Source organism: Leptothrix discophora (assembly GCF_030705305.1).
In the GTDB taxonomy this organism is placed as follows: domain Bacteria; phylum Pseudomonadota; class Gammaproteobacteria; order Burkholderiales; family Burkholderiaceae_C; genus Sphaerotilus; species Sphaerotilus discophorus.
The window spans coordinates 55,857-70,945 of the sequence record NZ_JAUZEE010000012.1; the positions used below are offsets into that span (position 1 = coordinate 55,857).

Sequence of the window (15,089 nt, forward strand, 5' to 3'; positions counted from 1 at the left end):
CCGGTCACGCCTTCAAAACCAAAGCACGAAGGCATCACGCCGCATCAGGAACAAACCGCACCACGGGGCGGTCGGGCATCGCTTTGCCTGATCGAACACACGGGTGGGCTTGGTCGGATCCGGGGGGTACACGGTCAATCAGCGTCTTCGGGCGCATTCAACCGCAATGAGCGGGGGGTCCCATGGCACACAGCAAGCAGGCGAAGAAGTCGATCGCCCAACCTTTTGTTCTGGCCACCAGCGTGCGTGCCACGCTGATGGCGATGGCCGCGATGACGGCCGCGCCGATCTACGCCGGCGTGGGTTTCGGCGAATCCCAGGACGTCAACGGCAACTACATGGCCGTGCGTTCCCATTTCGCCCACAGCCCGCGCGGTGACCGTGACTCGCAGACGCCGGAAGCGGTGGCCGAGGCGAACACGCTGCACGCCGCCGGCAAGTTCACCGGCACCAGCGCGCTCGACACCGGCAAGGCGCTGCGCAAGTTCATCGACCCGCTGCCGCTGCCCGGCGTCGAGCGGACCCTGGCCGACGGCGTCACCACGCGCACGCTGCCGGTGGCCAAGGCCGCCAAGTGGGTGAATCCGCAGACCGGCGCGGCCGGCACGGACGACTACTACGAGATCGCGGTGGTCGAGTTCAAGCAGAAGCTGCACTCGGACCTGAAGAACCCGACCACGCTGCGCGGCTACGTGCAGATCGACCATGAGGCGACCAACGGTCGCACGCCGCTGCCTGGCAGCAAGTCCTTCGCGCTGACCTATCCGGATGGCAGCGCGATCCAGATCCAGGCCACCGACGCCAAGGGCTTCCTGGTCTTCAACGCCGACGGCAGCCGCCAGATGGTGCCGGCGCTGGCGGTCGAGCAGCCGCACATGTACGGCCCGGTGCTGCAGGCCCGCAAGGGCACGCCCACGCGCGTCAAGTTCGTCAACCTGATGCCGGCCGGCCGTGCCGAGACGACCGTCGGTCCGGACGGCAAGACCGTCGTGCTCAAGCGCAACGGCGACCTGTTCCTGCCGGTCGACAAGTCGATCGCGCATGCTGGCCTGGGCCCGGACGGCTTCACCGAGTTCACCCAGAACCGCACCAACATCCACCTGCACGGCGGCGACACGCCGTGGATCAGCGACGGCACCCCGCACCAGTGGATCACCCCGCTGGGCGAGTCCCTGCCCCGCGCCGCCGGTTCGAACGCGCCCGCGCCGCTGGTCGATCAAGGCATCGACGCGCAGTACCTGCCGGCCTTCCTGCGTGGCGCCAGCGCCCAGAACGTGCCCGACATGCCCGATCCGGGCCCGGGCGCGATGACCTACTACTTCCCGAACGGCCAGTCCGGCCGGATGCTCTGGTACCACGACCACACCATCGGCATCACGCGCCTGAACGTGTACTCGGGCATGGCCTCGGTCTACATGCTGGGCGACGAGGTGGACGACGCGCTGGTCAACGGCGGCACGGTGGGCGCCACCAGCCTGCAGAAGGTCCTGCCGCCGGCCGAGCGCACCCTGCCGCTGGTCTTCTCGGACCGCACCTTCGTGCCGGCCGACGTGGCCCTCCAGGATGCCAAGTGGAACGCGAGCGCCTGGGGTTCGGAGAGCGACTCCTGGTTCCCGCACGTCTATGAGACGGTCCAGGACCCGGCCCAGATGAACGGCTTCAACGCCGTCGGCCGCTGGCACTGGGGTCCGCTGTTCTGGCCGGTCTTCCCGGCCATGTACGACCTGCCCACCGGCGAATACGGCGACGTGACCACGACGCCCGAAGCCTGGATGGACACCCCGCTGATCAACGGCGTGGCCTACCCGACGCTGGACGTCGATCCGACCACCTACCGCTTCAAGATCCTGAACGCCTCGAACGACCGCTTCATCACGGTCAACATGTTCGTGGCCGACGAGAACGTCTCGTTCGAGGGTCGCAACACCGAGCTGAAGATGGTGCCGGCCGCCCAGGCCGCCAACGTCTGCGCCGCTGGCGAGACCCGCTCGGTCGGTGGCTGCGTGCCCGAGCTCTGGCCCACCGACAACCGTGCCGGTGGCGTGCCCGACCCGACCACCCAGGGCCCGACGATGTACCAGATCGCCAGCGAAGGCGGCCTGCTGCCGGCGGTCGCCAAGTACGACCCGGTGCCCATCAACTACAACATGGACAAGGGCCGCATCACGGTCCTGAACGTCGACACGACCGCGCTGTACCTCGGCAACGCCGAACGCGCCGACGTGGTGGTGGACTTCTCGCAGTACGCCGGCAAGACCCTGATCGTCTACAACGACTCGGGCGCCCCGGTGCCTGCCGGTGACCCGCGCAACGACTACTACACCGACGTGGGTGACCAGTCGACCGAGGGCGGTGCCGAGAACACCAAGGTCGGCCACGGCCCGAACACCCGCACGATGATGATGATCAAGGTGCGTGCGGCGGCTGACGCCGTGGCCATCAACGGCGACATCACCCTCGACCCCGCCAAGCTCGCGACCGAGCTGCCCAAGGCCTACGCGCTGTCGCAGGAGCGTCCGGTCGTTGGCCAGGCGGCCTACAACACCGCATTCGGTGAGACGTGGGGCGTCGCCGCCACCGCCGCGGCCGGCCCGGCCAACTACGCCGACATCTACACCGGTTCGCTCAAGCAGCCCGTCTTCAACTACGTGCCGGGCGCGCCCAACGTCGGCGGCTTCAACAGCGTGAAGGTGGACAAGATCGGCGCGGGCTACGTGACCGCTCCGGCGATCACCTTCCAGGACCCCAGCGTTGGTGTCGAGACCGGCGCGATCGCGCAGTCGACCCTGAAGATCAGCGACATCCAGATCACCGACGGCGGTTCGGGCTACACGATCGCACCGCTGGTGTCGATCGTGGCGCAGGCCGGCGGTGGCTCCGGTGCCATGGCCGATGCCCGCCTGGCGGTCGACCAGGTCATCATCACCAACGGCGGTGCCGGCTACACCAGCGCCCCGACGGTGCTGTTCTCGGCCCCGACCGCCGGTGGCGTGCGTGCCACCGGCACGGCGGTCGTCTCCGGCGGCCGCGTGATCGGCGTGACCCTCACCGAACCGGGCAGCGGCTACGCAGCCGCGCCGACGGTCAGCTTCCAGGGCGGCGGCGCGACGACCACGGCGCGTGCCACGACGACCGGCCATGTCTCGTCGGTCCATCTGATCGCACCGGACCCGATGAGCCCGATCGTGCGCGACGCGGCCGGTGTCATCACCGACCTCGGCAGCGCCGGCGGCGGCGGCTACACCGACCTGAGCCAGGTGGCGATCACCTTCAACGGCGGCGTCGCACCGGCCGGCGGCACGGCGGCCACGGCCACCGCGACCGGCAGCCTGTTCGACATCACGATGGTCAACCACGGCACCGGCTACACCGGCAACACCGTGGTCACCGTGGGCGGCAACCTTGGCGCGACCGCCCAGGTCGACACCTACCTCAACGGCCTGCCCACCGGCAGCAACCTGGTCAAGACCAAGGCGATCCACGAGCTGTTCGAGCCGACCTTCGGCCGCATGAACGCGATCCTGGCCGTCGAGATCCCGTTCACCAGCGCGCTGACGCAGACCACCATCCCGCTGGCGATGATCGACCCGCCGACGGAGGAGTTCTCCGACGGCGAGACCCAGATCTGGAAGATCACGCACAACGGCGTGGACACCCACCCGGTCCACTTCCACCTGCTGAACGTGCAGCTGATCAACCGCGTGGGCTGGGACGGCTGGATCTCGCCGCCGACCGCGGCCGAAGTCGGCTGGAAGGAAACGATCAAGATGAACCCGCTGGAGGACGTGGTGGTGGCCGTGCGCGCCAAGCGTCCGCCGCTGCCGGGCTTCGGCGTGCCCAACAGCATCCGCCCGATGGACCCGTCGCAGCCGCTGGGTTCGCCGTTCGGCTTCACGCAGATCGATCCCAACTCCGGCGTGCCCAAGGCGATCGTCAACGACACCTACAACTTCGGCTGGGAATACGTCTGGCACTGCCACATCCTGGGCCATGAAGAGAACGACTTCATGCGTCCGATCGTGTTCCATGCCAACGAGGCGGCGCCCCTGGCCCCGGCCACGCTGAGCGTGCGCAGCGGCGGCACGGTGCTGAACAACAACGTCGCGGCCAACACGCCGGTCACCGAGATCCGCTGGGCCGACCAGGCGCAGACCGAGTACCAGTACCTGGTCGAGCGTTCGGTCAACAACGGCGCCTGGGAGCCCCTGGGCACGGCGCTGGCGAATGCCACCAGCTACACGCTGCCGGCCGGCACCAGCCTGGCGGCGGGCACAACGATGAAGTTCCGCGTCACCGCCGTCGGCGCCAACGGCACGGCAGCGTCGGAGGTCACGGTTGCATCGCCGCCGGCCAACACGCTGCCCGCCCCGACCGGCCTGGTGTCGCTGGGTGTCACGGGCACCCAGAACGGCCGTCCGCGTGTCACGCTGAACTGGGTCGATGCCTCGCTCGGCGAGACCGTGTTCGACGTGTACCGCAAGGTCACCGGTTCGGCCCAGCCGGCCATCCTGGTGGGCAGCGTCAACACCGCATCGACCACGACCACGGGCCGCGTCAACGCCTTCGTCGACGGCAACCAGAACTCGGCCGCCCTGCGTCCGGCGTTCGGCACCTCGTACGACTACACCGTGCTGGCCCGCAAGACCACCGCCCCGACGGCCAGCTCGGCCTCCAGTGCGTCGCTGACGGTGTCCATCGGTGCCACCGGCAACGCGTTCGGCACGGCCACGCTCACCCTGGGCACGGTCAATGCCATCCGCCAGGCCACGACCGGCGTCAACGCCGATCGGGACACGGTGATCCTGAACTGGGCCGAGGAAGCGACCAACAGCAACACCGTCTACTCGGTGCAGTACCGCACCTGTGCGGTGCCGAACGCGCAGCCCACCCAGTGCCGCGTGCCGTTCACCTGGGGTCCGTGGCGCACCGCCGCGCTGGGCACCGCCGGCAGTGCGGCCAACAGCACCGGAGCGTCGTTCGTGATCACCGGCCAGCGCGTCCACACGGTCCAGCCGGGCCAGACCCTGCCGGGTGCGCCGGCGCAGTTCCAGATCCGTGCGCAGAACGCCATCGGCAACGGTGGCTGGTCGACGCCGGCGACGGACATCGTGCTGCCCTGACCGGTGCCCCGCGCATGACACGTCGAGCCGGTCCGCGTGACCGGTTCGACGGCAGGAATGCGCGGTCGGTGCCCCGTGTGGAGGGCCTGTCAGCTTCGGCTCGGCAAGGCTCTCCACACTGACCCCACCTTCAACACCCACTTTCCCATCCCATGAGCCACCAACAGCTTCAAGACCGGGCGCCGCGACCGACGCGCATGCTGCGCACGCTGGCCGCCATCGGCCTGCTGGGTGCCAGCCTCGGCTGGAGCGCCCAGGTCCACGCCCAGGCCGCCGCCGCCCCGCAGGCCGGCGCGTCCGAGGCCTCCACCGGCATGCGCTCGACGGCCAACCCGGCCAACCCGACGCTGACCCGCGAGGACATCAGCTATGCCACCGGCGTCTCGACGGTGCGCAACTTCCAGAAGAACAAGGTCGAGCTCGACGTCGACGCCGTGGTGCGCGGCATGCGCGACGCGCTCGCCGGCGGCAAGGCCGTCAAGATGAACGACCGCGAGATCCGCGCGGCGATGAACGCGCTGCAGGTCGAACTGCGCCGTCAGGAAAAGATCGGCCGCAAGGAAGCGACCGAAGCCAACCTCAAGCGCGGCACCGCCTTCCAGACCGAATTCCGCGCCCGCCCCGGCGTGCAGTCCCTGCCCAACGGCATCCTCTTCCGCGAGCTGCGGGCCGGCAACGGCGCCAAGCCGGCCGAGATGGACAACGTGGTCGTGAAGTACCGCGGCACGCTGGTCGACGGCACCGAGTTCGACGCCACCGAGAACGACCGCCCCGTCACCATCCGCCTGGTCAACGGCATCACCGGCTGGCGCGAGGCGCTCAAGCAGATGCCGGTCGGCGCGCACTGGGAGATCGTGATTCCCCACACGCTGGCCTATGGCGAACGCGGCGTGCCGGGCAGCATCGGCCCGAACGAGACGCTGGTCTTCGACGTCGAGCTGCTGGACGCCAAGCGCTGAGGAGCCGGTGATGTCGCGCGTGATCCAGATCCTGTCGCGCCGCCTGCTGGCGGGCGTCGCGGCGCTGCTGATGCTGGCCGGTGCCGTGCCCGCCGCCGCAGCCGCAGCCGCAGCCGACGACACCGACTGGATCGCGCTCGGCCGGCGTCTCTACCGCGAGGGCATCGGCGCCCACGGCGAGCCGCTGTCGGCGGTCAAGGCCGGTGGCGTGACCGCGCAGGGCGCGGCCGTGGCCTGCATCCAGTGCCACCGCACCAGCGGCCTGGGCGGCGTGGAGGGCGTCAACGTCATCCCGCCGATCACCGGCCGCTACCTTTTCGAGCTCGACGGCCGTGCCGTCGTGCAGCAGAACATCCGGGGCGTGAAGGCGTTCAACCAGCGCCACGCGCCCTATGACACGGCCAGCGTCGCGCTGGCCATCCGCGCCGGACGTCACGTCAGTGGTCGCACGCTCGACGAGCTGATGCCGCGCTATGCGCTCGACGACGACTCGCTGCGTGCGCTGCTGGCCTACCTCAAGCCGCTGTCGTCGGGCTGGTCCGCGGGCGTCTCCGAACGGCGGGTCCGGCTGGCCACGGTGATCACGCCCGAGGTCGATGCGGCGCGTCGCCAGGTCTTCAAGGACACCGCGCTGGCCGCCGTGCGGCAGAAGAACGGCAGCGTCGTTCACGGCGGTCGCTCGATGGCCAGCGCCGCCGAGATGCTGCTGCGCACCGAACGGGCCTGGGACCACGAGTTCTGGGAACTCCAGGGCCCGGCCGAGACCTGGGCCGCGCAGCTGGCCGCACGCCAGGCCGCCGCGCCGGTCTTCGCGCTGGTCTCCGGGCTGGGCGAGGGCGACTGGTCGCCGGTCCACCGCTTCTGCGAGCAGCAGGCGATGCCGTGCTGGTTCCCGAGCGTCAGCGCGCCGCCGCCGGAGTCCGAGGCCGACCACTACTCGCTCTATTTCTCGCGCGGCCTGTGGCTGGAAGCGGACGTGCTGATGCAGCACTGGCAGGGCCTGCCGCCGGACGCTCGCCCGACCCGCGTGCTGCAGGTGATCGGCCGCGACAGCGCCGCTGCGGCCACGCCCGTTGCCGCGATGGTCGACGAGGACCTGGCCGCGCGCGGCATCGCGGTCGAACGCATGCTGCTGGACCCGGCCGATGCCGCCGGCTTCGACGCGCTGGCGCAGCGACTGGGCCGCAGCGGGCCGCGCGACGCGGTCCTGCTGTGGCTGCGCCCGGCAGCGCTGCGCACGCTGGGCACCCGGCTGACGACGCCTGGCGGTGGTGCGAGGCTGCATGCCTCGGGCACGCTGCTGGCTGGCGCCGCGCCCGCGCTGCCGGCCCCCTGGCTGGCGCAGCTGCGCACCGTCTACCCCTACCAGCTGCCGTCGCACCGCGAGGCCAGCCTGAGCGTCTTCCAGCAATGGCTGCAGATCGCCCGCCTGCCGATGGTTGACGAGGTGCTGCAGTCCGAGACCTACTTCGCCTTCACGTCCTTCAACGACACGCTGGTCGACATGCTCGACAACGTCCAGCGCGACTACCTGATCGACCGCGCCGAGGCCATGCTGACGCAGCGCGAGAAGTCGCGCGCCGAGGACGAGGCCCGCGAGGCCGCGATCGTCACCGTCAACCGCGGTCCGCGCGCCAGCGCCCATCGACCGGTGCCCGAGCGCCGCATCGCCACCCGCCCGATGCCCGGCCGGCTGCTGCGCGCGGACGCGCCGACCCAGGACACCGTCGCCGCCATCGAGCGGGCCGAGAGCACCACCGTCTACCCGCGCCTGAGCCTGGCGGCTGGTCAGCGCCATGCCTCCAAGGGCGCCTACCTGGTGCGCCATGCGGCCGACGCCGCGATCGAGGCCGACAGCGCCTGGATCGTGCCCTGAGCCGCACCCGCACCCGCACCCGCGCACGCCGCCACCCCGTTTCCGGAGAGCCGTCATGAACACCCGCCACACCGCGCCATCGATCCCGTTCCCGCAGCCCACCCGCCGCAGCCTGCTCGGGCTGGCGCTGGGCGGACTGGCGGCCTGTGCGCTGCCGCGTGCCGGCCGGGCCGGTCCGGTCGTCCCGAATGCCGCGTCCGTCGCCGACGACAGCTGCCACGGCGTGGCGGTGCAGGTCGCCCCGGGCGTCAAGCGCAGCACCGCGCCCTATCCGATGCCGGCCGTCACGCTGACCCGCGCCGACGGCGCGCGCCAGACGCTCGCCCAGGCGCTCGACGATGGCCGTCCGGTGATGCTCAACTTCATCTACACCTCCTGCAACACCATCTGCCCGGTCACCAGCCAGGTCTTCATGCAGGCGCGCGAGCTGCTGGGTGCGCAGCGCGAGCAGGTCAACATGATCTCGATCTCGATCGACCCGGAGCAGGACACGCCGCGCCGCCTGAGCGCCTACGCCAAGCGCTACGCGGCGTTCGGCGCCTGGTCGCACTACACGGGCAGCTCGGCCGAATCGCTGGCGGTGCAGCGGGCCTTCGCGGTCTGGCGCGGCGACAAGATGAACCACCTGCCGCTGACGCTGATCCGCGGCGCGGCCGGTCAACCCTGGATCCGCCTGGACGGCTACGCCTCGCCCGACCTGCTGGTGGCCGAGCTGCGCAAGTCGGCCTGAGCAAGCCGGCCTCTGGCCGCACCCACGAACGACCCCCGGTCGCAACCGGCGCGACGTGCGCCATTCCTTCAGAGCAACTCAGAAAGTCACACCATGAACTCCACGGTCCGTCACCTCATCTCCCTCGGCCTGCTGGCCGCCACCGCCTTCGTGGCCGCGCCGGCGCTGGCCGCCGATGCCGCCTCGGCACCGGTCGCCGCCGCCTCGGGTGTGCGCCCGCAGCACGCCACCGCACGCGCGATGCAGGAGCGCAGCGCGAAGTTCTCGGCCTGCCGCAAAGAAGCGCTCGACCGCGGCCTGCAGGGCGAGGCCCTCAAGCAGGCGCTGGTCGGCTGCGTCAACTGAAGCCCCTCGTCCGGCGGGTACGCCGGCCGGTCCCCCAGGGGGACGCCAGCCGGCTTGGGGCGGCCCGGCGCTCGGCCGGCGTGAGGAGGCCCCTCGTCCGGCGGGGATGCCGGCCGGTCCCCCAGGGGGACGCCAGCCGGCTTGGGGCGGCCCGGCGCTCGGCCGGCGTGAGGCCCCTCGTCCGGCGGGGATGCCGGCCGGTCCCCCAGGGGGACGCCGGCCGGCTTGGGGCGGCCCCGCGCTCGGCCGGCGTGAGGCCCCTCGGCTGACCGATCGCCGCTCAGCGCGGCGCGGTCTCTTCCGGTGCCGCGCTCCCGCGCGGTCGCCGGCCCGGCTCCGGGCGCGGCATCTGCGCCGGCAGCCCGGGCATGTCGCCCACCAGCGGCGCGATCGTGGCCGGATCGGGCAGTCGCCCGACCGCACCGATCGAGCTGCGCCCGGTGGTGTCGACCGTGATCGGCGCACCGGCCGGCGTGGCCACCGCCTGGCCCAGGGCGCGGCTGCGCAGCCGCGCGTCCTCGCCCGAGTCGATCGCCATGACCGCCGCGCGCGGCGCATCGGCTGCGTTCACGCGCCGTGGCGTCACCGCCATCAGCAGCTCGGTCTGGTTGTCGTCGTTGCCGTGGCTGGCGAACAGCCGGCCGGCCACCGGCATCTGCGACAGCACCGGCAGGCCGGCGACGGTGTCGCGGTCCTGCTGGTCGATCAGGCCGCCGAACCACTGGGTCTCGCCGTCGCGCAGCCGCATCGAGGTCTGAGCCTGGCGGGTGGCGAGCTGATAGGCCTGGCCCGAGGCGGTGGTCAGCGTGCTGCGGATGCGGCTCAGCTCCAGCGACAGCTTCAGGCCGATGTCGCCGTCGCCGTGCAGCTGCGGCTCGACCTCCAGCTTCAGCCCGACGTCCAGGTATTGCACCGACCCGGTGATCAGCAGGTTGCTGTTGCCGCTGCCGGTGTTGCCGCCGGCCGCGCCGCCCGTGGCGCCACCGGTCGTGTCGCCCGTCGTGGCGCCACCCGTCGTGCCACCGGCCACCGCACCCGGCTGCTGCGCCACCTGGTTGGTGATCACCGGCACCTTGTCGCCGACCAGCAGCGTCGCCTTTTCCTTGTGGCGCGCCCGCACGCTGGGCTGCGCCAGCACCTCGCCGGGCAGGTCCTGCAACTGCAGGTTGGCGGTCCAGCCCAGGGGCGTGAAGCGCCAGCCATCGCTGCGGCTGGCGCGCAGGTCGCCCAGCGTCGCGACGCCGCTGGGCGGGGCGAGCGTCAGCGCCGTCGGCCAGGCGATGCCGAGCTGGCTCAGGCGCTGGCGGCTGACCTCGATCAGCTGCACGTCGACCACCACGTCGTCGTAGGGCCGGTCATGCGCGGCAATGACCCGATCGGCCAGCGCCAGCGCGTCGGGCGTGTCGCGCAGCACCAGCGCATTGCCCTTGTCGAGCGTGACGCTCGCGGTGGTGCGCAACAGGGTCTTGAGCGTCGTCGCCATCGCCGTCGCATCGACATGGTCGAGCGCCCAGCGGCGCGTCTGCAGCTCGGCATGGACGCGCCGTTTCGCCGGCGTGTCGGGATAGACCAGCAGGGTGCGGGCGTCGAGCGGGCGCAGCGCCAGCTGCTGCGAGGTCAGCAGCGCGTCGAGCGCATCGGCGAAGGCGCTGCCCTCGATGAACAGCGTGGCGCGCAGGTCGAGCCGGACCTCCGGATCGGGCAGGAAGCGCACCCCGGCGGCCTGCGCCAGCGCCTCCAGAGCGGTGCGCAGCGGCACGTCGCGCAGCCGCAGCGTGATCGGGCGGGCGGCCACCTCGGGCGCCAGGCGGGCCGGCTGTGCCTGGGCCAGCCAGACCGTCTCGCCGTCCTGCACCGGCACGGCGCCGGCCTGGGCCCGGACGACCGCCGGCGACGCCAGCGCGAACAGCGCCAGCACGCACGGGGCCGGGGACCGCCAGGGCGGCTGGAACGGCGATTGGAAAGGGAGGCGGGGCAGGAACTTCAAGGGCGACGATCCGGACGGCGGCGAGCGCCAGGGCTCGGGCAAGCGGGCAAGCGGGCAAGCGGGCAAGCGGGCAAGCGGGCAAGCGGGCATTGTCGGCCGGCATGCCTGACCTGCACGTGTCAGCGCGCCAGCCGGCGGGCTGCGGCGGCGCACTACGTCACGACGCCGCGCCTCATGTCGTCCCCGGCGTGGCCCCGACCGGCGTCAGGCTGGCCACCGGCTCCGGCGCCAGCAGCGTGCCGTCGCGCAGGCCGCGCCAGGTGGCCAGCAGCAGGCCGAGCACGACCAGCGAGGTGGCGGCCAGCAGGATGGGGCCGAACACCGCCAGCGCCTGGCCCGGCCGGGCCAGCGTCAGCGTCAGCGTGGTGAAGGCCGCCAGCGGGAAGGACATGCCCCAGTGCGGCAGGCCGAAGGGCTGGGCCAGGATGCGTGGGGCCTGCGTCAGCACCCAGGCCAGCGTGAACAGGCTGACGCCCCAGCAGCCCCAGCCCAGTGCCAGCGGCGCACCGGCCTGCAGCAGCACCAGGCCGATCACCGCCGGTGGCGTGATCAGGATCAGGTTGCCCGGCATCAGCCGGTCCGGCCACGGGCCCTGCGTGGCCAGCCGCACCAGCATCAGCGTCAGCAGCACCGGCCAGAACAGCACGCCGATGCCGAACTGCGCCATCGCCCAGTCGCCATGGCCCAGGCCCAGCCCGGCCAGCGGCGGCAGCACGTTGCCGACCACCGGGATCAGCAGTGCCGGCGTGAAGACCTGCCAGACCAGGCCGCCCGGCTGGTTGCCGCGCCACCAGCGCGTCAGCGTCCACAGCGTGGCCAGCCACAGGCCGATGCTGCCGGTCCACCAGGCCGCGTCGATCAGGCCGCGCAGCAGCGGCGCGTCGTCGCGCGCGGGGTGGAACAGGCCCCAGGCCAGCGTCGCCAGCAGCAGCAGCGCGGCCGGCATCGCCGCCATGAAGACATGCCGGACCGGATGGGCCCGGTCGGCCGCCCAGGCCTGCGGATGACGCCGCAGCCGCAGCGCGCTGGCGACGGCCAGCACCACAAAGATCGCCAGCGCCAGCAGGCCGATCAGGCCGGCCAGTGGCGCGGTCAGCTCGCCCATCAGCGGCTCGGCCCGCAGCCAGGCCAGGCCCAGGCCGCACAGGCCCATCACGATGGTGAACCAGGCGGGCGCGAGGTGTTGCAGGGCGTCGTGTCGGGTCGTCATGGGCGGTGTCGCGGGCAGGGGAGGGCGCGAAAACGATGCTATCAGCCGACCCGGGGAAGACCCGGCTCGCCGGGCTGCTCTGCCCCCTGGGGACTGACGCCGGCCTGTCGGTTGCGCTCGGTGTTTTCACCGACATGGGCCAGGCGAGGACACCCATAATATCGGTGAGTGCTTATATGTGAATTCGACGAAGTGGACCTGCTCCCGCCGTCGATCTCCGCGACACCCCGACTGGAGTCCGCTTGACGTCCCCCACCCAACCCCCAGGCCGCCTGGTCAAGGCGCCCGAGAACTTCCTGGACCGACAGGGCGTGCGCGAGGTCTTCCGACAGGCCGGCCACGGCCGTCGCGACTTCATCCGCCAGGCCTTCGCCGGCGCGGCGGGCGCCGCGGCTGCGGTGACCGCACCGCTCGTGCGGGCCCAGTCCAATCCGGTGCCGACCGAAGGCGGCGATCCGAACATCCTGAACCTGCCCGCCCACACGACGGGCCTGGGCCAGGCGGTCGCGACCGAGGGCTACGGCCAGCCGTCGAAGTTCGAGGCCAACCTGCAGCGTCGCCAGAGCCCGGGCCTGACGCAGACCGCACAGGCCTCGGTGTCGTTCGCGCCGCTGCAGTCGCTGTTCGGCATCGTCACGCCCAGCGGGCTGCACTTCGAGCGCCATCACCAGGGCTGGTGGGACGTCGATCCGAGCCAGCATCGGCTGATGGTCAACGGCAGTGACCCCGCGCTGGTGAAGACGCCCAAGGTCTTCACGATGGACGAGATCATGCGTCTGCCCTCGGTCTCGCGTTTCCACTTCATCGAGTGCGGTGCCAACAGCGGCATGGAATGGGGCAACGTCGCCGTGCCGACGGTGCAGTACACGCACGGCATGCTCAGCTGCAGCGAGTTCACCGGCGTGCCGCTGAAGGTGCTGCTGGACCTCTGCGGCGTCGACACGAAGCGGGGCCGCTACGTGCTGGCCGAAGGCGCCGACGGCTCGTCGATGACCCGCACCCTCCCGATGGAGATGGTCGAGTCCGGCGAGGTGCTGGTGGCCTATGGCCAGAACGGCGAGATGCTCCGACCGGAGAACGGCTACCCGCTGCGCCTGGTGGTGCCGGGCGTGCAGGGCGTCAGCTGGGTCAAGTACCTGCGCCGCATCGAGGTGGGCGACATGCCCTGGGCCAGCAAGGACGAGGCGATCCACTACATCGACCTGATGCCCGGCGGCCTGCATCGCCAGTACAGCAGCATCCAGGAATGCAAGAGCGTGGTCACGACCCCGTCGGGCGGTCAGGTGCTGCTCGACAAGGGCTACTACAACATCACCGGGCTGGCCTGGTCCGGCCGCGGCAAGGTCGTCAAGGTCGATGTCTCGGTCGACGGCGGCCGCAGCTGGCGTCCGGCCCGGCTCGAAGGGCCGGTGCAGAACAAGTGCCTGACGCGCTTCAACATCGACTGGTCCTGGGACGGTCGCCCGGCGCTGATCCAGAGCCGCGCGACCGACGAGACCGGCTACGTCCAGCCCAGCTACAAGCAGCTGCGGGCGGTGCGCGGCACCCGGTCGATCTATCACAACAACTCGATCCAGTCGTGGCTGGTGCAGGAAAGCGGCGAGGTGAAGAATGTCCAGCTGTCCTGATCGCATGAAGCGCCGGGTCGGGCGCCTGTCCTTGGGACTGTTCGTGGGCCTGAGCCTGGCAACCGCGCTCGCCACGGCGCATGCCGCCGGTGCCGCCGATGCCGCCTATGCCGGCATCGGCCGACCCGCGACGGCCAAGGAACTGGCCGCCTGGGACATCGACGTGCGGCCGGACTTCAAGGGCCTGCCCAAGGGCTCCGGCTCGGTCGCCCAGGGCCAGGACATCTGGGAGGAGAAGTGCGCCAGCTGCCATGGCGTCTTCGGCGAGGCCAACCAGGTCTTCAGCCCGCTGGTCGGCGGCACCACCGCCGAGGACGTCCGGACCGGCCGCGTGGCCCGCCTGAACGACCCGGCCTTCCCGGGCCGCACCACGCTGATGAAGGTCGCCACCGTCTCGACCCTGTGGGACTACATCAACCGGGCGATGCCCTGGAACGCGCCGAAGTCGCTCAAGGCCGACGAGGTCTATGCGGTGACTGCCTTCCTGCTCAACCTCGGGGGCGTGCTGCCGGACAACTACGTGATGTCCGACGCCAACATCGCCGAGGTGCAGGCCAGGCTGCCCAATCGGAACGGCATGACCACCGACCATGCGATGTGGCCAGGCCAGCCGATGTCCGGCAGCGGCAAGGGTGTCCCGGCCCGCAAGCCCGACGTCCAGGCACGCGCCTGCATGAGCAACTGCGAGACCGAGCCCAAGGTGGCCTCCTTCCTGCCCGACTTCGCCCGCAATGCCCACGGCAACCTGGCCGAGCAGAACCGCCTCGTCGGTGCGCAGCATGGTGCCGACACCAGCCGGCCTGCTGGCGCGGTTGCCGTGGCCGCCGTGGCCGCGCCGGTCGCTGCGGCGGCGAAACCGGGCGCATCCGTCGCAACCGGCTCCTCCAACTCAACCGGCTCAACCAGCCCGTCGGCGGCGGTGCTGGCGCTGGCGCAGAAGCACACCTGCACCGCCTGCCATGCGGTCGATGGCAAACTCGTCGGGCCGTCGTTCAGGGAGATCGCCGCACGGCATGCCGCCCGCACCGATGCCCTGTCCTACCTGACCGGCAAGATCCGTTCGGGAGGTGCCGGCACCTGGGGGTCGATCCCGATGCCGGCCCAGACGCTGCCCGAAGGCGACGCCCAGCAGATTGCCGCCTGGCTGGTGGCCGGCGCGAAGAAGTGAACCACGGGACCCTCGGGCGCCGCCGCACCCGCGGGCCCGAACCGGGTCGGCCCTCAGCCAGTGCGG

The 15,089-nt window shown here is 71.3% G+C and carries 9 protein-coding genes; 7 read left to right on the plus strand and 2 right to left on the minus strand.

Annotated features, from left to right (window positions below; translation table 11 throughout):
* Positions 1 to 182 precede the first annotated feature (182 nt).
* The 5 genes from Q8X39_RS17945 (at position 183) to Q8X39_RS17965 (ending at position 9,030) form a co-directional block, all read left to right on the plus strand.
* Positions 183 to 5,120, plus strand: a complete 4,938-nt coding sequence (locus Q8X39_RS17945; RefSeq protein WP_305751064.1) for a cupredoxin domain-containing protein — start codon at positions 183 to 185, stop codon at positions 5,118 to 5,120.
* Positions 5,121 to 5,272: 152 nt separating this feature from the next.
* Positions 5,273 to 6,079 carry an FKBP-type peptidyl-prolyl cis-trans isomerase gene (locus tag Q8X39_RS17950; protein WP_305751065.1) on the plus strand — a complete coding sequence of 269 codons (807 nt, stop codon included), beginning with the start codon at positions 5,273 to 5,275 and terminating at the stop codon, positions 6,077 to 6,079.
* 10 nt (positions 6,080 to 6,089) lie between these two features.
* A complete protein-coding gene (locus tag Q8X39_RS17955) occupies positions 6,090 to 7,955 on the plus strand; it encodes a hypothetical protein (protein ID WP_305751066.1) in 1,866 nt (621 codons plus the stop codon).
* Positions 7,956 to 8,010: 55 nt separating this feature from the next.
* Positions 8,011 to 8,685, plus strand: a complete 675-nt coding sequence (locus Q8X39_RS17960; protein ID WP_305751067.1) for an SCO family protein — start codon at positions 8,011 to 8,013, stop codon at positions 8,683 to 8,685.
* A 93-nt stretch (positions 8,686 to 8,778) separates the two neighbouring features.
* Positions 8,779 to 9,030: a hypothetical protein gene (locus tag Q8X39_RS17965; RefSeq protein WP_305751068.1), complete on the plus strand. Its 252-nt coding sequence runs from the start codon at positions 8,779 to 8,781 to the stop codon at positions 9,028 to 9,030.
* Positions 9,031 to 9,310: 280 nt separating this feature from the next.
* On the opposite strand, the gene Q8X39_RS17970 is transcribed toward Q8X39_RS17965, so the two are convergent.
* Positions 9,311 to 10,948 carry a type II secretion system protein GspD gene (locus Q8X39_RS17970; protein WP_305751069.1) on the minus strand — a complete coding sequence of 546 codons (1,638 nt, stop codon included), beginning with the start codon at positions 10,946 to 10,948 and terminating at the stop codon, positions 9,311 to 9,313.
* A 241-nt stretch (positions 10,949 to 11,189) separates the two neighbouring features.
* Positions 11,190 to 12,227, minus strand: coding sequence for an SLAC1 anion channel family protein (locus Q8X39_RS17975; protein WP_305751070.1), 1,038 nt, complete (start codon positions 12,225 to 12,227; stop codon positions 11,190 to 11,192).
* 242 nt (positions 12,228 to 12,469) lie between these two features.
* On the opposite strand from Q8X39_RS17975, the gene soxC reads away from it, so the two are divergent.
* Both soxC and Q8X39_RS17985 read left to right on the plus strand, forming a co-directional pair.
* Positions 12,470 to 13,855, plus strand: coding sequence for a sulfite dehydrogenase (gene soxC, locus Q8X39_RS17980; protein ID WP_305751071.1), 1,386 nt, complete (start codon positions 12,470 to 12,472; stop codon positions 13,853 to 13,855).
* Positions 13,856 to 13,859: 4 nt separating this feature from the next.
* Positions 13,860 to 15,023, plus strand: coding sequence for a c-type cytochrome (locus Q8X39_RS17985; protein WP_305751072.1), 1,164 nt, complete (start codon positions 13,860 to 13,862; stop codon positions 15,021 to 15,023).
* The last annotated feature ends 66 nt before the right edge of the window (positions 15,024 to 15,089 follow it).